The following is a 17,322-nucleotide window of genomic DNA, read 5'->3' as shown; positions in this document are numbered from 1 at the left end:
CATTAATATTCTTCACTATCTATGTTCAAGTACTCAATTAATACCTTTTCAACGAATTCTTCTGCGATTGAAAGCTTCTCAAACGCTATATCATAATCTGAAACTTTCCAATCTTCTCGCTTTTTCCCTATTTCATTACGTAAATAAGTATTAAAATACATAGCTAATAATGCTCCATTATCAGATGCTTTCTCTTTTATCCACATATACTTTCTACCCGAAAATAAACGACAATCCGCCAAGTTTTTAGCAGCTTGATTAATATGAAATCTAGTAACTAACTGTGGCACTAAAATTTCTCTTATCTCATCATCTAAGCTTTTCTTTCTATTCGCAAAGTATAAATCGGGCCTTTTGAACGCGGCAGTATCTTTTGTTCTTGTCTGATTATAAATTGACAGTGCTTGTTCATAGTCAATATGTAAAAGTTCCTGTAATTTATTAATGCTTTCTTTTTGTCTTTGCTCTTCTTCTTTTTGCCTTTTTATCAACTCAGTATTTAAGTATAAATCTGTAGTCAGTGTTCCTGTTCCCTGTTCCTCTGCAAGACCTAGCGGTATATTATCCACTTTCACTCCCTGGGTACCACCGCCAGATGATTCACTATCATCCAACAAATTTTCCGCTTGTAGATGTTTTATTACCTCACTTTCCTGCAACTCTCTTTTATATTTATCCCAAAGTTCTGCTAATTTTAAATTATGATGTGAAACAACATCCGCAATATTATCGTCTGGTTTTTCAACTTCTTCTTCCGGAATAACTCTTAACACCCTACCAATAAACTGTTCATATGGAAGTTCATTTTTAAATGGTCTAAAGATAGCTGCTACACTAAGATAAGGATGATCATATCCTTCTCCCAACATTGCAACATGAATGATAACATCTAAACGGTGATTTTCAATATCTTGTTTAATTTTATTCTGTTCTTCCAATGTTTTCCTGCTATGTATAACTTCTGCTCTGTATCCCAACTCTACATACAATTGCTTGATTTGTTCTGCATGATCAATGCTACAAGCAACAGCAATAATTTTATGAGGTACTTTTGAACCACCACTTCTCTTATGTTCCAACAACTTGATACTTTCTATTACAACACTTTTTGAGCATTCTCTGGAATATGCCACTGAACGTCTTATCCAGTCCTCATCACGTAAACCTAATTCCAATAATTGCTCAACGGTATACTGTTTTGCTTCATCTTTATCTATTGTCAATAATAGTTGTTCTGGAACATATTCAATATTTCTTAAGGATTTCACATATCCCTTAGCCATAGCCTGACTCAGCTTATATTTGTAAACCAATTCACCTGCTAATTCCACACCATCAGTACGTATCGGTGTTCCTGTCAACTTGACTACCTTAGCTTTATCAAAGTGATTTATTGTCTCAACCCATGTGTTAGCTGTTGAATGATGGGCTTCATCAATAATTATCATATCAAAATAATCTTTCGGCAAATAATTTAAAGGAGAACTACTCAACCTAGCCTGTAACTTATGAATATTCAAAATTACTATGTTAGCCACATCCAAAATTTCGTTTTTGATACCACGTTCAAACTCTACCAACGTTGGAGTTTCATCAACCCTATTAAATATTTTTCTTCTATACCAAAAACTTTCCGGATTATCTGGATCTAATGAATCTACCACTGTATCCTTAATCGTTAGCTGTGGCGTAATAATCAATACTCTTCCTTCACAAATGTGGAATGGCAGTAACCCCATCAATCCAGTTTTTCCAACTCCCGTTGGAAGTACTACAATTGCATGTATACGTTTCTTATTACGTACAACAAAATGTTCATACACCTTATAATAGCCTTGTATCTGTGGCTCTCGCAATTCACTATTATTGTAAATATAAGGATTTGCCATTTCAAAATAATGTTCATTATAATTTAGTTTTCCCATAAGTTCCTCTCAATATCTTCCGATTATCAACTCAGTAAAAAATCAAACACATAAACTCTGCCTATAATTTAATAAATTAAAGTTTTCTTTATATAATCTTGCCAAAAATTAAATATAAATACAATAGACATTTTACACAAATCGCATAAATTATTTTTAATGTTATAAAAATGAAGTGCTATCTAGCACTCCACTTTTTCTTCTTTTATCTTCTAATTCTAAATCTTTATCTTCTCCTCCCAGCCTTCATCTTACAATACACCATCGCTACCACCGTACTCACCGCCGTAGCCACAATTGCCGTCGGATTCTCACTCCCGTACTGGCTTCTGTAGGCAATCACATTCACCGGAATCAGTTGCAGGTATGAGATATTCATAATCAAAAACGTACACATCTCATCCGAAGCCACCCCCGGTTCTCTCGTCTTTCACGGCGCCCTGCCTTCCCGTCTCTCCTTCTCCAGATCCGCAAGTGCCCCCATCCCCTGTAATCCCCTTTGAGTCAAGTTAATGACACAATTTTTTCGTTTTCTTTTGTTTTTCTCTAATATGTTAAGCAAAATTTCCCTTCTAATGTATTTCTACTTTGATAAACTTTACATTTGTATTTCTGAAAAACTATCCTTTTGTTTGTTCTTCCAACTCCAGTAAAAACCTATCATAATCAGACATAAACAGCCTGTCCTGTACAATTCGATATTTCTCAAACTCTGTCTCAGCATGAAGCTTTGCCTGCTCTGTACTGATTTTTCCTGCGTCAGTGAGAATTTCATTTCCATTAAACTCCAAAAAGCCATCTAGGCGTTTTGCCCAATCCTCCATACTCATAGGAATCTGACGTTCTGCCTGCAACTCAGCATAATCAAGATACAAAGATACTATTCGCTCCATATATGACATTTCTTTATCGCTCAAATAATTCTTTGCAATCGATACATCGGCTTTTACAATTTTCCCATCCGGCGCTGACTCCCACGTATTCAATCCCATATGTTCTTTTTCTGCATCTGCTCGTTCTACAATTAACTCTGCGGCTGTATGCCTATGGACTGCCCAGTGCATCTTATTCTGAACAGTCTGAAAGAAACGTCTGGTAGTCTTTGCATCTTTATCATAATCAAAGGCCGTAGCATATAAGTCCGTAATTTTTTGATAAAATTTCCGCTCCGACAGGCGAATTTCACGAATATTTTGTAGCTGACGCTCAAAGTATTCATCCGTGAACATATGACCCTTTTTCAGACGTTCCTTGTCCATTGTCCAGCCTTGAATCGTATAATCTTTTACAATCTGCCCAGACCATTTACGAAAACGGACAGCACGGTCATTATTTACCTTAAATCCCACAGCAATAATCATCTGGAGATTGTAGTGCTTCGTACTGTATTGCTTTCCGTCAGAAGCAGTTATAAAGTATTTCTTTATAACTGAGTCTTCTGCCAATTCTCCATCATCTAATACTTTTTTAATGTGTTGTCCGATATTCTGCACCGATACATTATAAAGCTGTGCCATCATCTTTTGTGTCAGCCATATATTTTCATCTTCATAGCGCATTTCCATGCTGTCGGCGCTGTCCCCGACTGCTGCGACATAGGTCAAATACTCTGCCGCGCTGGAGTGAATTGTAACCTCATCTTTCTTTTTAGACATGATAATCCTCCAATCCATAATTCTTTCGAATATTTTCAAAAACAGTATTCGCCCAAATTCTAAACATCGTTGCCTTTCTTGAATTAACCCGATAACCAACAGCTATAATCGCATCCAGGTTATAGTAATTTGTACTATAACTTTTACCGTTTGACGCAGTTGTTTCCATTTTGGAAACAACTGAATTTTCACGCCTCATCTTCTGCCTCCTCTACAAACAAATCCACAGCTTCTCTAATTACTTCCGACCTGGACCTATGCATTCTTATACAATATGCTTCCAATCTGTTCTTAGTTGCTTCATCCAATCTCATAGAGATAATGGTTTCTTTATTACTCTTTCCCTTTGGTCTGCCTACCTTTCCCATCGTTATCCCTCACTTTTATGTAATACATAAATCATAATATATGTATTACATAAAGTAAAGTGTACATTCACCCTATTCACACTCTCCTCCCCGCCTTCATCTTACAATACACCATCGCCACCACCGTACTCACCGCCGTAGCCACGATTCCTGCCCCGACGATTGCCGCCGGATTGACGCTCCCATACTGGCTCCTATAAGCAATTACATTCACCGGAATCAACTGTAACGAAGAGATATTCATAATCAGAAACGTACACATCTCATCCGATGCCACTCCTGTTTCTCTCGCCCTCCCTGGCGCCCTGCCTTCCCGTCTCTCCTTCTCCAGATCAGCAAGCGAGGCCATCCCTTGAAGTCCCGCAGGCGTGGCCGCCCATCCCAGTCCTAAGAAATTTGCAATAAAGTTAGTACTGATATATTCATTTGCCTTATGCTCCTCTGGAATATTTGGGAATAGAAACCGGATCAGAGGCCTTAGTTTTTTCGAGGCCATTTCGATAATCCCTGCTCTGGATGCGATTTCCATCATCCCGACCCAAAATGACATGACTCCCATCATCGTGATGCACAATGTCACTGCCTCCTTAGCGGAATCTAAAGCTGCATTTGTAATATCCGGCATCTTCCCATTCAATGCTCCAAACACGACCCCAATAATAATCATGCCCGCCCAAAGATAATTTAGCATTTTGCCCTCCTACAATTTTTTAATATTAATGTAATATTTCTGTGATTTTTATGTTAGAATAGAAGTAATTATAATTTTCATAAACTAGGGGTGGATGTTATGATTTCATATAACAAATTTTTTATTGATAACTATCATACATATTATAAAGATATTGCTGATAAGAATTTAAAAGCCGTCCAGCTTATATCTGCACTCGGTGTGATTATAGGACTTCCCTTAAGTATTCTGTCTCTGTTCGTGGAGCAGTTTTTAAAGGCAACAGAAGCCTATATCCTTCTGGTAGTAACATCCATTATTCTATATTTATTATCGAAAACCTTTCTAAAGACACATAAACGTTTGGTTCCACTTGCGATTTATATTGTCTTTGCTATTATTATGGCAACAGCTATTTATATGGGTACTGTGACACAGCCTATGATGAATGCCGTTACTTTTTTTGTCTTTCTCGTGATCCTGCCTTTGTTTATGATTGACATTCCAATCCGCATGTGTATTTTTATGGGATTTTTCTGCCTGATTTTCTGCCTTACATCAAGATATGTGAAAATACCTTATCTGGCCTCTTATGATATTGTGAATGCCGTTATCTTTTACCTGCTCAGTATTATTACCTCTCATCAATCAAATTATCTGAACCTAAAACAGATTATGTCCAACAATATTCTGGAAATCCAGAGAGATACGGATAAAATGACAGGCCTGTGGAATCGTGGGTTCTGTGAACGGAAAATCAATACCTTTCTGGCAACACAGGACTCTAAAGGAGCCCTCCTCGTTGTGGACGTAGATAATTTCAAACTTGTCAATGATTCCAACGGCCATGCCTGCGGTGACAAGGTCCTCCGGGAGGTAGGCGCGGCTTTAAAGGATTCCTTCCGTAACTCGGATATCATAGGACGGCTTGGAGGAGATGAATTCCTGATCTTTTTGCCAAACTGCATTGATTCAGAAATCATCCGGCACCGCGTCTCACACTTTTTAGACATTGTAAACAAGATCGATACGACCTCCGATGAGGAAATCCCACACATCAGTGCCAGTGTAGGAGTTTCCCTTTTCCCGGAAGACGGTGATAATTTTAAGGATTTATACAAACACGCCGATGAGGCTCTTTACCTTTCTAAACAAAGCGGTAAAAATCAATACGCCTTCTATCACTTACTTGCTTAATCATTTACAGGCAATTTCCACATATATTCTTCCACGAGTGCGAATGGTGCTGGTCCCACGGACAGTACCGCCTCGTGGAATTCCTTTTGTGAAAAATCACTTCCCTTTTTCTCCACCCATTCCTTTTTCAATTCCAGGAACTCCACGTACCCTATATAATATTTTAGATAGTTTCCAGGAGACCCTATAACCAGTTCATAAATCCTTTCAACCGTCCTGCTGTCCTTTATCCCATAATTTTTAAAGAAAGCGATCGTATCCAACTTACTCCAGCCTTCATAATGGATTCCCATATCTGCTAGGGCATACAGTCCCAGAATAATAGAGCTGTTTTTTTGCAGAAGAGTCGCCTGCTCCTTACTTAGGGAGGAAAGATAATAGCTGCACATCTCTGCATAGGTGGCCCATCCTTCCACATACCCTCCAAAATTGAAGATACTCCTTAAGGGATCTGGATTTGTTCCTGCATAATAAACAGTCTGATAGAGATGGCCTGGATATCCTTCATGGGCAAGTGTAGTATACAACGTCAGATTATTGCTCATATGCGCTTGATTCACATAAATTACATTTTCTTTTGTATTATCGATGGCCGGTATCATATAAAATGCTGGACTAAGATGCTTTTCCATTGCTTTCGGCACATATTTCACCTGTGTGACGGTATCCGGCGGCTGTGGGAATGATTTTCCCGTTTTAGCCTCCAATTCATTTAAAATAGAAACAGGATTATTTTCCTCCATTGCAACCGTTTCTTTTGCCTCGCTGCCTGCAATCTGAAGTACCTCCTCCATTGCCTCTAAATCCGTAATCATCTGCTGCCTTGTCATTTCTTCCAACTGAGGGACTGTCTTTTTTGAACCTGTCGCTTCATATACAACCTGTTCATAATAAGCTTTTCCCTTTGGCAGATGGCACAGCCCCTCTTCATTTTTCCCCGTCCCTTTTAAGCTCTGTACCGCCGAAATCAGCTCGCTGTATGCCGGCAGAACATAACTTTGCAGCATCTGGGCATTTTTTTTGATATAGTTGCTCTGTTCAGAAGTCGGAATATCCAATTGTTTCAAACGTTCTACAAAAGTAGAAATCAAATAATTGCTTTCCCCCATTTCCATAAATGCCGTACACTGTGCAATGACCGTATCTGCCGCATAATCAGCCATGAACAGCCCTGCCTTTGACTTTGCCTTTTCAAACACAATCAGGGACTTAAAATAATCCGGCGTGGATTCCATTAATTTCAGATAGGTATCTACATCATCCTTGTCATAAAACTGATACTCAGAAAGCAGTACTGGAAGTTGTGTCTGAATGCCGCTGACTAGACCAAGGGGCTCTTCATATAATAAATATTTGGTATTTTCCTCTGCCATTTTAAGGTATTGATCCAGAACATCATAGGTCAACTGATTTTTCACAGAAAGCTTTTCATAAGAAAACTGTTTCAATGCCGCCTGCAGATTTTCCAGAGAGGCCTTTGAAGCCTGAGCATCGGTAGAAAACTCCCCGAAAGTGATGGGCGCATTTTTAATACCATATGTATCCGGATTTTTCAGAGAATAATGAAGGCTGATCGTATTCGATGCGACCTCCTGGCAGAACACTTCATTTGTAAATGATTGGAATGTCTTATTCTGATTGGCCAAAGCCTTTGGGCTGCAGCCAGTGAACAGTACCATACCTGTTACACTGATTGTGAGACAAACGGCAGTCAGCCGCTTTTTATATTTGGGAAATAGAAATGACATAAGAACTCCCCTGACGTCTTTGCTTCATTTTATGAAAAAAAGAAAGACGATATGCCATACCGACGAATTCCTCTTACTTTAAAAGCATTGTTTTCCTTAAAAAAGCATATACATAAAGAAATGACGAAACGTTCCTATCGAGGTAATTCATGCAATTTTTTCTTTATATCACAGACTTCATTGTCCCCTTTATCATCCTTGCAATCGTCACATACGGCATCCTGATGAAAACCAATGTCTACGACAACTTTATAAAAGGTGCCAAAAGCGGTTTCCTCACCGTGATTAAAATTATGCCTACCCTGATCGGTCTCATGGTTGCCGTGGGAATTCTGCGTGCCTCCGGCTTCCTCGATTTTCTTTCCTCGCTGATCGGCCGCTTTACTATATACATAGGTTTTCCCGGAGAGCTCGTTCCTCTCACCATCGTCAAAATGTTTTCCTCCTCCGCCGCGACCGGACTTTTATTGGATATATTCAAAGAATATGGCACAGATTCCCGGCTCGGCCTGATCGCCTCCATCTCCATGGCCTGTACCGAGACCATTTTCTATACCATGAGCGTCTACTTCATGACCGCAAAAATCAAAAAGACAAGATATACCCTCACAGGAGCCATGCTCGCAACCTTTGCCGGACTCGTCGCAAGTGTACTACTGGCTGGGTTAATGTATAAAGGGGTCTGACCCTTTTGACTGCCGTTTTCCGAGTTTTCTCATACAATTCAGAAAATGAACAGCAAAAGGGTCAGACCCCTTTGCATTGCCCTATCGGATGTGCTAAAATTGTGATAAGAAAATATCGGAGGTGTTCCTATGGCCAGCGTAACACTTAAAAATTTAAATAAAACTTATCCCAATGGATTTATTTCTGTAAAAAATGTTTCTCTTCATATTGATGATGGTGAATTTGTTACCTTCCATGGTCCAAGCGGCTGTGGGAAATCGGCGATTTTACGCATGATAGGTGGTCTGGAGGATATCACGACTGGGGAAATCTATCTTGGAAGTGATCTGCTCAACGATATCTTGCCCAGAGACAGGAGCCTGGCAATGGCCTTTCAGAATTATGTGCTCTATGACCATTTTAATGTCTATGATAATATGGCACTGGGCTTAAGACTCCGCAACCTGCCGAGGGGCGTTATCGACTCTCGTGTCAAGACCGCTGCCGAGTTCTTCGGAATCTCCAACGTACTGGAACGGAAGATTCGCTCTATCTCCGAAGCACAGAAGCAGAAAGTAGCACTTGGACGTGCTGTCGTATGCCGCCCAAAGGTTTTGCTTGTAGACGAAGACTTCGCCAGACAGAACGAACACCGCAGACAGGAGATGATTACAGATATTAAGAAGATTAATAAAGAGCTGGGAATCACCGTTTTATATGTCACCAATAATTACGATGAGGCAATCACTCTCGGAACTAAAATCGTGTTCATGAAAGACGGAGAAATCACCGAGGTGCGTCAGTAAAGGAAAAACTTTGATTCTACCTTTATTTCCCTGGATACACACACGAAAGGGCGTATTACAGTATCTGCAATACGCCCTTCGTATAAGTTCAAACCAAGTCCTACCTCTTATTATATTCCGCTGTCTCCTGATGCCTATCCATGCTGTCTTTCCCGTTGTCTTTCTCAAGCTGCCCACCACAAGATGCCTGACTTTTTGACTGAACTGATGACTCTCCTGCTGCCTGACACGATGTCCTTCCTGATGCCTTACCTGATGTCTATACTGCTGTCACTCACGGAATTCTTAAAAAGTTCCGGCAGATATGCCGTTCCTTCATTATCTTAGTCTTTTTTTGAACTTGGTATTATTTTATACTCACAGCTCCAAACCGTCAATGTCACATTTCTCTAAAATAAATCTGCAAATCGTATCATATTTTAACATACTCTCCAATCCTGAGCCATACTGTCAACCAAATAATCTTACCTGTTCTCCAGATAATTATAAATCTCCCGCTTCTGTACTCCCCGGTCCTTAGCAACCTTTTTCATTGCATCCTTCTTGCTGATACCGCTGGACAGGTAAAAATCCATATGCTCCTCAATACTCATCTCTTCCCATCTTTCCCGCTCTTCACGCAGCGCTTCGGAACGGCTCCTGCCCTCAATTACCAGCACACATTCCCCTTTTGGTTCATTTGCCTCATAATAGGACACCGCCTCCTCTAAAGTGGCTGCAAAAGCCGTCTCATGACGTTTTGTGAGCTCCCTGCATATCGTAACCTTCCGATTCCCCAGGCGTTCCAGCAAAAGCTTTAAAGTCTTTAACAAACGGTGGGGAGCTTCATACAGAATCATCGTCCGAAACTCTCGTTCCAATTCCTCCAGAACCCACTCCCGCTCCTTCTTATCCGTAGGCAGAAATGCCTCGAAAACAAATCTTCTTGTCGATAGCCCCGATAAAGTCAGCGCCGTAATACAAGCTGCTGCCCCTGGAAGTGATGTGACTGGAATTCCTGCCTCATAGCACATCTTCACCAGTTCTTCCCCGGGATCAGATATCCCCGGAGTCCCAGCATCCGTAATCAGTGCGATATCCTGCCCCTCCTGCAGCTTCTCTACAAGCTTTCTGCCCTTTTCAAACTTATTATATTCATGATAGCTTGTCATAGGAGTCTGGATTTCAAAATGATTCAGCAGCTTAATGCTGTTGCGTGTATCCTCCGCTGCAATCAGATCCACCTCTTTCAACGTTCGGATTACCCGGAACGTCATATCCTCAAGATTTCCAATCGGAGTCGCACATAAATATAAAGTACCTGACATAAAATCTCCTTTTTAATTCTCTTCGATTACTTATGATACATGATAATCGGAGGTTCAATCTTCACGCGTGACCTTCCGCCCTTCATCCCTTCAATGAGCACCATCGTCGGCTCCTTATCCACATATGGATGGATAAATTGAAGCCGCTTCGGTTCTATCTTATACTGATTCATCTTCACCATGATCTCCGCCAGCCGGAAGGGCTTATGTATCATATAGAATCTGCCCTTACTTTCACGAAGCATTTTTCCGCTTTCCCGTAAGATATCGTCCAATGTACATAGAATCTCATGCCGGGCAATTGCCTTGGCATCCTGAGGGTTCTTAAGCCCATGCTGATTCAGCATATAAGGGGGATTCGTTACGATTACATCAAAAAAGGCCGGCTCCAGAATCTCAGCCGCCTCTTTGATATCTCCTGTAACAATATCGATCTTATCCTCCAGACCATTATGCATCACACTGCGCCTTGCCATATCCGCGCTCTCTTCCTGTATCTCCAGTCCAGTAAAATGCCTGCCCTTTGTCTTAGCCGCCAAAAGAATCGGCAGAATGCCCGTCCCGGTCCCCAGGTCCAAAACAGTCTCGTCCTGTTTTACTTTTACAAAATCAGAGAGCAGAACTGCATCGATTCCAAGGCAGAACCGCTCTGGATCCTGAATAATCTCATAACCATCCAACTGCAGATCATCAATCCGCTCCCCTGGTCTTAACTTAGTTATCATCTAACTTTGATGCTCCTTCGCCCTTCTCCAGTGCCGCAAGTTTCTTCATCTCTTCCTTTGAAACCTTTGCTTTCCTGCGCCTTGGCTTAAACTTCAGTTCTTCCGCCCTGTATTCACGGATTTCCTTCTCATCATTCTCTAAAGTAACAATGACCTTCACCAGCTTCCGCAGTACACTCAGTGAATGCACCGTTCCGCTCAGTCCTTCAGAAGTCGTCACCTGATCTCCCACAGACGGCAGTTGACTATTCAACTCCTCATAGGTCTCTTCCTCATTGGTCAGGCAGCACATCAAGCGCCCGCATACACCCGAAATCTTCGTCGGGTTCAGGGATAAGTTCTGCTCCTTTGCCATCTTGATAGATACCGCTGCAAATTCAGATAAATACGTATTACAACAAAGCGGCCTGCCACAGATCCCAATTCCTCCTCGAATCTTCGTCTCATCTCTTACCCCGATCTGCCGGAGTTCAATCCTGGTCCTAAAAACTGCAGCTAAATCTTTCACCAGCTCCCTAAAATCGATTCTTCCGTCTGCTGTAAAATAAAACAATACCTTATTATTATCAAATGTATATTCTGCATCAATCAGCTTCATCTCAAGCCCGTGCTTGCGAATCTTTTCCAAACAGATCTTAAATGCTTCCTTTTCTTTTTCTCTGTTCTTCTCTTCCACCTTACGGTCCTGCTCCGTTGCTACTCTGATTACAGACTTGAGCGGCTGCACAACCTCTTCGTCCTTCACTTCCTTTGGTCCCAGGACAACACGCCCGAACTCAACCCCGCGCGCGGTCTCTACGATTACATTATCTCCCTGCTTGATGTCAAACTTCCCTGGCGCGAAAAAATAAATCTTCCCCGCTGTACGGAATCTCACACCTATTACCTTCGTCATGCTATTAATTCTCCTTTATTGTCAATAAAAGCAATTCCATTGTAAGCTCAAAATTCACATTTGCCTTCAATCTTGCTTTCGCTTTTTCCAGTGCGTCAAGAATAATCTCGATTCCTTCGTAGGAACTCTTATTCGCACGATCTTTGATATACTTTAACTGGTCCGAAAAAACGACCCTGTCCACATTGCGGGTTGCCTTATAAATCAACACATCGCGATACCAAATAGCGATCACATCCATATAATCACTGATCTCAAGCTTATAAGACATACATCTCTTTACTGCCTCGATCAGTTCACTCAGATCCATCTCATTGATATTCCGCAGCAAATGAACTGCTTCCTCCTTGATCTCATTAAAGTGCTCGGAGGTCGCAAGCATAATTGCCTTTCCCATATTCCCCTGTGCAAAGGCTACACAGACATCTGCTTTATAATCTGGAATCTCCATCTGCTCCATCAGATACTTCTTCACAAGCTGGTCTTTAATATTACGCAGCTTTAACATCACACATCTGGAACGTATCGTCGGAAGCAGCGTCTCCGCATTCTCTGTCAGCAGCATGATTACTGCATACTCTGGCGGCTCCTCAATGGTCTTTAAAATCGCATTCTGGGCCTGTACTGTCATCATATCCGCATCTGCAATGATATAAATCTTATATCTGCTGCTGTAAGGCTTAATTACGATGTCGTTATTCACCTGTTCCCGGATATCATCAATACTGATCGTATTTGGTTTCTCATGTGTGACCTTGATGATATCAGGCTGATTATTGTTCATGGCCTGCTTACAAGACTGACACTTCCCGCAGGCATCCCCGTCATCTTCCCGGTCCTGGCACTGCAGGCTCATGGCAAATAGACTGGCAAGCAGCTTCTTCCCAGAACCCTTCTCCCCATTGAGAATATACGCATGGGAAACCTTGTCCGTCTTCACTGCATTCCCTATATATTGAATTATGTTCTTATGTCCAACAACATCCTTAAAACCACTCATAACATCACCTGCTGCCCCTTATATTTTCCTTTGTAAGTTACTTTGCATTTATTGTACTACAGGTATCTTACAAAGTTATGAACTACAGATTAAGTATATCATAATTTTCTGTGAAGATATAGCCCATAAATTCTGGTTTTTACAGACCTTCCAAGAGATTCCTGGATGCAGACTTTCGCATATGCTTTCGTACACACTTTTCTCTTAACTGTTAGCTGCCAATTTCAGGATATCCAAATAAATTGCCTGCGCCTCCCTCAGATTCTCTACCTCCCTTTCCAGGGAGAGCTTAGTCTTAAGCTCCTCCAGTACATCCTCTGTCTCTTTCAGTTTCCTTTTTTCTTTTTCTATGTCAAATTTCTCCCGTGCCATAATCTGTTCGATAGTCTCCCTGTCCAGCCCCAGTGTTTTTAGATTCGATCTTTCCATGATCCGGCTCCCTCCTAACATGATATCTTCCATCGGATAACTATTACTCCTGCATACCTTGTGAGCTGCATACCTTATGAACTTCATCTTTTGTTATCCCTGCTCTTTCCCTTTTCTTACTTCCCATCCTTGCGTATTCGCAAGTCGAGAAGCAAAAAAATATCACTCTACTCTTCTTGCGTATCCGCAATTTCTATTGTTATCATACCATATCATTAAAATAAGTCAATCCTTTTTTGCAAATCAGCAATTTTTTCTTGCGATTATGCAATATTATGATATGATAGATATAAAGATATTGTAACTAATTGCATGAGCAGGAGGTAAGGAAATATGGATATCAGTAAAATGATCAAATCCCGGCGTCTGGAATTGGGACTCACCCTCAAAGACGTGGCATCTGCGCTTGGTACAGCAGAATCGACTATATCCCGTTACGAATCCAGCAATATTCAAAACATGGGAATCGATAAAATAGAAGCATTAGCCAAGGTCCTACAATGCACACCAGGCTACCTCATGGGCTGGGAAAATAATAGTACCGCGCCTCAGACCATAGCCGCACATCTCGATACCTCAGACCTAACACAGGATGAAATAGACGATGTTGCAGATTATATAGCATTTATCAAAAATAAAAGAAAAAGCAAAAACGGTCTTTAAACTGATATTCTAGCAGTTCAGCTTACATAGCAAAATCCTAAAATGCCATAAAACAATTTTCCTGTATATTTTCCTCTGCAGCGGGACAGTATATAACGAGGTGATTTTATGGCATCTTATGTAGCGCCCGAACTTCGGGACAAATTTGAATCTTTACCAATCAATCTGAAGAACTGTATCCTTGAAAAAAATGTCCAGCTCAAGAACATTTATGATTTAATCCATGTCTTAGAGGATATAGTAGCGGAGGGAGAAGCAGAATAATCTGCCTCTCCCTCTTCTATCATATGTTATATTCTTCTATTATTACTCCATAATTGAATCTAAAACATCTTTTCCTGCAAATATTCCTGAATCTCACTCAGACATACTTCTATATCTTCGTTTATAAATCGTTTTTTAATTCCAGCTTTCCTTAAATTCTCCTCTGAAAAATCATCCTGGTCTGCCAAGAATCTTCTACACATCTCCGCATACTTCGGCGCATCCTGTATTCGCTCCCGTTCAAGGGCGCGATAGAGCCGAAGCCCATCTTCTACTTCAATATAGACTGGAATCATGATTTCCTCACCGAAGTACTTACACATCGCCTCATAAGACTGCAAAGTGCCTATCACAAGATAATCCTGTCTATCCAAATCAATCTGTCCGTCATCCGCCGTAAAATACTTCCATACACCGCATTTTGTATTATATGCGCGTAATTCAATCACACAGCCTCTATTCTCCATCTCCGCAAGACGTTCCTCATCAACAAAATAGTACTCCACCCCATCCGTCTCACCTGCACGCACGGGTCTTGTCGTATATAAAGTGATTGTCTTAAGCTGCGGCATCCTTTCCTTTAACCTTTTGTAAATAGTATCCTTTCCAGACGAACTTTTCCCCATGATATAACAGATTTTACCCATTTATCAACACCTCCATCTTTCCTTCCTGTTCAAGACCCTCTATAGAAAATCCCATTTCACTATACTCAATCAGCAGAATAGCTGCTTCTTCCGTTATTTTCTCCCCCGGAACGATCAATGGAATACCCGGTGGATAAATATAGGCATATTCTGTGGATATGTATCCCACACACTCTTTCCAGGGCAGAGAGGAAGTCTGGATGTCACCTTTTTTCCTGAGCAGACGATCCAGCTTTGCCGGTGAATAAACTCCTTGCAGCCTTGGTAGTGAAAAATGACCGTTTTCTTTAAAGTGCTCCATATCCGTTTCTTTGATATCCGAAGCAGCAGCATCTATTTCTTCCAAAGCATCCACAAGCCGCTGCATTCCCTCCTTCGTATCCCCTACTGATGTCATCGCAAGTACATAGGAGCCCGCTGTCATTTCCATCTGCAGATGATATTTATTTAATAAAATATCATGCAGCTGTCTACTGGTCATATTTGTTTCTTTCACAGAAATTACCAGCTTTGACCTGTCATACATCTCTGTCTCAACTAATTTTAAATGTCTCAGCCCCTTTAACCTCTTCCTGGTCTCTTCCAGAAGGTCCACATATGTCTGAAGACAATCCTGACCATTGTCTAAGAACATTCTAACACATTCATCCATGCCGGCCATTAAAACATATGACGGACTACTTGTCTGCACCATATGAAGATATTGTTTGATCCTTCTTTTATCAATTAATTCTCCATTCATATGAATCAGAGCCGTCTGTGTCAAAGACGGAAGTGTTTTGTGCAGGCTATGGATCACAACATCTGCTCCCTTTTTATTTGAATTATCCGGGAAATATGGATGCAATCCGAAGTGGGCTCCATGTGCCTCGTCCACAATCAAAGGAATCCCCTTTTCATGTACTACCTTCGCAATTGCTTTTACATCCGACAATACTCCATCATAAGTCGGCGATGTAATCACGACCGCCTTAATATCTTCATACTGCTTTAATGCCTGTCTTACTGATTCAGAATCGATAGGGCCATTCAGCTCTATCTCAGCATAAAACTGAGGATATAGGTAAACTGGTTCCAGTTCATTCATATAAACTGCATGATAAACCGATTTGTGGCAGTTCCTGGCTACCAATATGCGGTCACCTTTAGATGTGCATCCCAGCACAGCACTCAAAATACCTGCCGTACTGCCATTGATCAGATAACAGGTCTCATCTGCATGATAAAGCTGAGCTGCCCTCTCCTGAGCTTCTTTTAAAATCTCCTTTGCATGATGAAGATCGTCAAATCCATCGATTTCTGTAATATCTAGTTCATATGGCAGAGAGCAGTTCATCAAAGCCTTATTTCTTTTATGTCCCGGCATATGAAATCCGTAATAATCTGTTTGACTGTACTTCAATAACTTATCATATAGATATGAATGTTCCATTTTTATTCCTCACATATTAAAAATACCGAGGAAACAATTTCCTCGGATACTTAAAATTCAATGAGCGTGCGGGGATTCGAACCCCGGACAACTTGATTAAAAGTCAAGTGCTCTACCACCTGAGCTACACGCCCATATTTAGTTATACCTTTCTTTTTGCAAAGAAAATGCCCAGAGCCGGAATCGAACCAGCGACACGAGGATTTTCAGTCCTCTGCTCTACCAACTGAGCTATCTGGGCATAAGACTTATGTAAGTCTAAATTGCGGGGGCAGGATTTGAACCTACGACCTTCGGGTTATGAGCCCGACGAGCTTCCAGACTGCTCCACCCCGCGCTATTCAATTTTACTTATCTCTTTTGAGATAAAGCCGATGATCGGACTCGAACCGATAACCTGCTGATTACAAATCAGCTGCTCTGCCAATTGAGCCACATCGGCATTTTTAAAACTTTTGCCAAACCATTTCGGCTAATTGGCTATAAAGGAAAATCCTTTAAGTGGATGGAGAAGGATTCGAACCTTCGAAGGCGTTGCCAACAGATTTACAGTCTGCCCCCTTTGGCCACTCGGGAATCCATCCATTTTTTTAAGTGGGACCTATAGGGCTCGAACCTATGACCCTCTGCTTGTAAGGCAGATGCTCTCCCAGCTGAGCTAAGATCCCACATATATACGCATCTCACTAAGTGATAATGCAACGACCCAGAAGAGACTCGAACTCTCGACCTCCGCCGTGACAGGGCGGCGCTCTAACCAACTGAGCCACTGGGCCTTATGAAGATATGTATCTTCAAAACTACACACAAAGAATTTTAAACATCCATTTCCTATCACCTTGCTTGGTTATGCCCTCGACCTATTAGTAACAGTCAGCTCCATGCATTACTGCACTTCCACCTCTGCCCTATCTACCTCGTCGTC

General features: G+C 41.2%; 18 protein-coding genes, 7 tRNA genes, 1 rRNA gene and 1 pseudogene. 5 read left to right on the top strand and 22 right to left on the bottom strand.

All coding sequences use genetic code 11. The annotated features are described in order from the left end of the window. Window positions 1–2: 2 nt before the first annotated feature. The 6 genes and pseudogenes from HGO97_RS12280 to HGO97_RS12255 all read right to left on the bottom strand — a co-directional run bounded on the left by HGO97_RS12280 (window position 3) and on the right by HGO97_RS12255 (window position 4,639). Window positions 3–1,925 (bottom strand): DEAD/DEAH box helicase, encoded by a 1,923-nt coding sequence (locus tag HGO97_RS12280; RefSeq protein WP_168866631.1) that lies wholly within the window; start codon window positions 1,923–1,925, stop codon window positions 3–5. A gap of 226 nt (window positions 1,926–2,151) precedes the next feature. Next, window positions 2,152–2,430 (bottom strand): annotated as a pseudogene (locus tag HGO97_RS24410) (nucleoside recognition protein); the annotation flags it as partial. A gap of 115 nt (window positions 2,431–2,545) precedes the next feature. Further along, entirely contained in the window at window positions 2,546–3,580 is a 1,035-nt protein-coding gene (locus tag HGO97_RS12270) for a virulence RhuM family protein (RefSeq protein ID WP_216242042.1), read from the bottom strand. Continuing rightward, complete coding sequence (gene rhuM, locus HGO97_RS12265; protein ID WP_246597427.1) at window positions 3,573–3,779, bottom strand: RhuM family protein; 207 nt, start codon at window positions 3,777–3,779, stop codon at window positions 3,573–3,575. The genes HGO97_RS12270 and rhuM overlap by 8 nt, the downstream gene beginning before the upstream one ends. Beyond that, window positions 3,769–3,948 carry a ribbon-helix-helix domain-containing protein gene (locus HGO97_RS12260; protein ID WP_216242041.1) on the bottom strand — a complete coding sequence of 60 codons (180 nt, stop codon included), beginning with the start codon at window positions 3,946–3,948 and terminating at the stop codon, window positions 3,769–3,771. The genes rhuM and HGO97_RS12260 overlap by 11 nt, the downstream gene beginning before the upstream one ends. A gap of 76 nt (window positions 3,949–4,024) precedes the next feature. After that, window positions 4,025–4,639, bottom strand: coding sequence for a nucleoside recognition protein (locus HGO97_RS12255; protein WP_216242038.1), 615 nt, complete (start codon window positions 4,637–4,639; stop codon window positions 4,025–4,027). Between the two features lie 99 nt (window positions 4,640–4,738). Here HGO97_RS12255 and HGO97_RS12250 point away from each other — a divergent pair, with 99 nt between their 5' ends. Next, window positions 4,739–5,815, top strand: a complete 1,077-nt coding sequence (locus HGO97_RS12250) for a GGDEF domain-containing protein (RefSeq protein ID WP_216242036.1) — start codon at window positions 4,739–4,741, stop codon at window positions 5,813–5,815. On the opposite strand, the gene HGO97_RS12245 is transcribed toward HGO97_RS12250, so the two are convergent. Further along, complete coding sequence (locus HGO97_RS12245) at window positions 5,812–7,563, bottom strand: DUF885 domain-containing protein (RefSeq protein ID WP_216242032.1); 1,752 nt, start codon at window positions 7,561–7,563, stop codon at window positions 5,812–5,814. The genes HGO97_RS12250 and HGO97_RS12245 overlap by 4 nt on opposite strands. Window positions 7,564–7,712: 149 nt before the next feature. Between HGO97_RS12245 and HGO97_RS12240 the strand changes: the two genes are divergently transcribed. After that, window positions 7,713–8,249, top strand: a complete 537-nt coding sequence (locus HGO97_RS12240; RefSeq protein WP_216242030.1) for a spore maturation protein — start codon at window positions 7,713–7,715, stop codon at window positions 8,247–8,249. A 129-nt stretch (window positions 8,250–8,378) separates the two neighbouring features. After that, a complete protein-coding gene (locus HGO97_RS12235; protein WP_216242028.1) occupies window positions 8,379–9,035 on the top strand; it encodes an ABC transporter ATP-binding protein in 657 nt (218 codons plus the stop codon). Window positions 9,036–9,499: 464 nt separating this feature from the next. Here the strand turns inward: HGO97_RS12235 and rsmI are convergent, their stop codons facing one another. The 5 genes from rsmI to HGO97_RS12210 all read right to left on the bottom strand — a co-directional run bounded on the left by rsmI (window position 9,500) and on the right by HGO97_RS12210 (window position 13,478). After that, complete coding sequence (gene rsmI, locus HGO97_RS12230; RefSeq protein WP_216242026.1) at window positions 9,500–10,342, bottom strand: 16S rRNA (cytidine(1402)-2'-O)-methyltransferase; 843 nt, start codon at window positions 10,340–10,342, stop codon at window positions 9,500–9,502. A 26-nt stretch (window positions 10,343–10,368) separates the two neighbouring features. Then, entirely contained in the window at window positions 10,369–11,067 is a 699-nt protein-coding gene (locus HGO97_RS12225) for a tRNA1(Val) (adenine(37)-N6)-methyltransferase (RefSeq protein WP_216242024.1), read from the bottom strand. Then, window positions 11,057–11,962 carry a PSP1 domain-containing protein gene (locus HGO97_RS12220; RefSeq protein WP_216242022.1) on the bottom strand — a complete coding sequence of 302 codons (906 nt, stop codon included), beginning with the start codon at window positions 11,960–11,962 and terminating at the stop codon, window positions 11,057–11,059. The genes HGO97_RS12225 and HGO97_RS12220 overlap by 11 nt, the downstream gene beginning before the upstream one ends. Before the next feature lie 4 nt (window positions 11,963–11,966). Continuing rightward, window positions 11,967–12,962, bottom strand: coding sequence for a DNA polymerase III subunit delta' (gene holB / locus HGO97_RS12215; protein WP_216242020.1), 996 nt, complete (start codon window positions 12,960–12,962; stop codon window positions 11,967–11,969). A gap of 204 nt (window positions 12,963–13,166) precedes the next feature. Next, on the bottom strand, window positions 13,167–13,478 hold the full coding sequence (locus HGO97_RS12210; protein WP_216242019.1) for a hypothetical protein: 312 nt from the start codon (window positions 13,476–13,478) through the stop codon (window positions 13,167–13,169). A gap of 246 nt (window positions 13,479–13,724) precedes the next feature. Here HGO97_RS12210 and HGO97_RS12205 point away from each other — a divergent pair, with 246 nt between their 5' ends. After that, entirely contained in the window at window positions 13,725–14,054 is a 330-nt protein-coding gene (locus HGO97_RS12205; RefSeq protein ID WP_216242017.1) for a helix-turn-helix domain-containing protein, read from the top strand. A 108-nt stretch (window positions 14,055–14,162) separates the two neighbouring features. Then, on the top strand, window positions 14,163–14,318 hold the full coding sequence (locus HGO97_RS12200; protein WP_216242015.1) for a hypothetical protein: 156 nt from the start codon (window positions 14,163–14,165) through the stop codon (window positions 14,316–14,318). A 59-nt stretch (window positions 14,319–14,377) separates the two neighbouring features. Here the strand turns inward: HGO97_RS12200 and HGO97_RS12195 are convergent, their stop codons facing one another. The 10 genes from HGO97_RS12195 to HGO97_RS12150 form a co-directional block, all read right to left on the bottom strand. Next, a complete protein-coding gene (locus tag HGO97_RS12195; protein WP_216242013.1) occupies window positions 14,378–14,965 on the bottom strand; it encodes a nucleoside/nucleotide kinase family protein in 588 nt (195 codons plus the stop codon). Further along, window positions 14,958–16,397, bottom strand: coding sequence for an aminotransferase class I/II-fold pyridoxal phosphate-dependent enzyme (locus HGO97_RS12190; protein WP_216242011.1), 1,440 nt, complete (start codon window positions 16,395–16,397; stop codon window positions 14,958–14,960). Before HGO97_RS12190 ends, HGO97_RS12195 begins: the two co-directional genes overlap by 8 nt. Window positions 16,398–16,458: 61 nt before the next feature. Continuing rightward, window positions 16,459–16,531: transfer RNA gene (locus HGO97_RS12185), tRNA-Lys, on the bottom strand. 34 nt (window positions 16,532–16,565) lie between these two features. Then, a tRNA-Phe gene (locus HGO97_RS12180) sits at window positions 16,566–16,638 on the bottom strand. 22 nt (window positions 16,639–16,660) lie between these two features. Further along, window positions 16,661–16,734 (bottom strand) — tRNA-Met (locus HGO97_RS12175). A gap of 32 nt (window positions 16,735–16,766) precedes the next feature. After that, window positions 16,767–16,839: transfer RNA gene (locus HGO97_RS12170), tRNA-Thr, on the bottom strand. A gap of 60 nt (window positions 16,840–16,899) precedes the next feature. Beyond that, a tRNA-Tyr gene (locus tag HGO97_RS12165) sits at window positions 16,900–16,981 on the bottom strand. 11 nt (window positions 16,982–16,992) lie between these two features. Next, window positions 16,993–17,065: transfer RNA gene (locus tag HGO97_RS12160), tRNA-Val, on the bottom strand. Window positions 17,066–17,099: 34 nt separating this feature from the next. Then, window positions 17,100–17,173, bottom strand: a tRNA-Asp gene (locus tag HGO97_RS12155). A 67-nt stretch (window positions 17,174–17,240) separates the two neighbouring features. After that, window positions 17,241–17,322, bottom strand: a 23S ribosomal RNA gene (locus HGO97_RS12150); the annotation flags it as partial.

The sequence above is a fragment of the Faecalicatena faecalis genome (assembly GCF_012524165.2).
GTDB classification, from domain to species: domain Bacteria; phylum Bacillota; class Clostridia; order Lachnospirales; family Lachnospiraceae; genus Faecalicatena_A; species Faecalicatena_A faecalis.
This window is presented reverse-complemented; position numbering and strand designations above follow the sequence as displayed.

Bases quoted from the DNA above. Each gene is read 5' to 3' on its own strand.
- HGO97_RS12245 (WP_216242032.1), bottom strand. From the start codon at position 7,563: ATGTCATTTCTATTTCCCAAATATAAAAAGCGGCTGACTGCCGTTTGT.
- HGO97_RS12200 (WP_216242015.1), top strand. From the start codon at position 14,163: ATGGCATCTTATGTAGCGCCCGAACTTCGGGACAAATTTGAATCTTTA.
- HGO97_RS12270 (WP_216242042.1), bottom strand. From the start codon at position 3,580: ATGTCTAAAAAGAAAGATGAGGTTACAATTCACTCCAGCGCGGCAGAG.
- HGO97_RS12255 (WP_216242038.1), bottom strand. From the start codon at position 4,639: ATGCTAAATTATCTTTGGGCGGGCATGATTATTATTGGGGTCGTGTTT.
- HGO97_RS12205 (WP_216242017.1), top strand. From the start codon at position 13,725: ATGGATATCAGTAAAATGATCAAATCCCGGCGTCTGGAATTGGGACTC.
- holB (WP_216242020.1), bottom strand. From the start codon at position 12,962: ATGAGTGGTTTTAAGGATGTTGTTGGACATAAGAACATAATTCAATAT.
- HGO97_RS12210 (WP_216242019.1), bottom strand. From the start codon at position 13,478: ATGAAGTTCATAAGGTATGCAGCTCACAAGGTATGCAGGAGTAATAGT.
- HGO97_RS12225 (WP_216242024.1), bottom strand. From the start codon at position 11,067: ATGATAACTAAGTTAAGACCAGGGGAGCGGATTGATGATCTGCAGTTG.
- HGO97_RS12260 (WP_216242041.1), bottom strand. From the start codon at position 3,948: ATGGGAAAGGTAGGCAGACCAAAGGGAAAGAGTAATAAAGAAACCATT.
- HGO97_RS12235 (WP_216242028.1), top strand. From the start codon at position 8,379: ATGGCCAGCGTAACACTTAAAAATTTAAATAAAACTTATCCCAATGGA.
- HGO97_RS12240 (WP_216242030.1), top strand. From the start codon at position 7,713: ATGCAATTTTTTCTTTATATCACAGACTTCATTGTCCCCTTTATCATC.
- HGO97_RS12280 (WP_168866631.1), bottom strand. From the start codon at position 1,925: ATGGGAAAACTAAATTATAATGAACATTATTTTGAAATGGCAAATCCT.
- rhuM (WP_246597427.1), bottom strand. From the start codon at position 3,779: ATGAGGCGTGAAAATTCAGTTGTTTCCAAAATGGAAACAACTGCGTCA.
- HGO97_RS12190 (WP_216242011.1), bottom strand. From the start codon at position 16,397: ATGGAACATTCATATCTATATGATAAGTTATTGAAGTACAGTCAAACA.
- HGO97_RS12250 (WP_216242036.1), top strand. From the start codon at position 4,739: ATGATTTCATATAACAAATTTTTTATTGATAACTATCATACATATTAT.
- HGO97_RS12220 (WP_216242022.1), bottom strand. From the start codon at position 11,962: ATGACGAAGGTAATAGGTGTGAGATTCCGTACAGCGGGGAAGATTTAT.
- rsmI (WP_216242026.1), bottom strand. From the start codon at position 10,342: ATGTCAGGTACTTTATATTTATGTGCGACTCCGATTGGAAATCTTGAG.
- HGO97_RS12195 (WP_216242013.1), bottom strand. From the start codon at position 14,965: ATGGGTAAAATCTGTTATATCATGGGGAAAAGTTCGTCTGGAAAGGAT.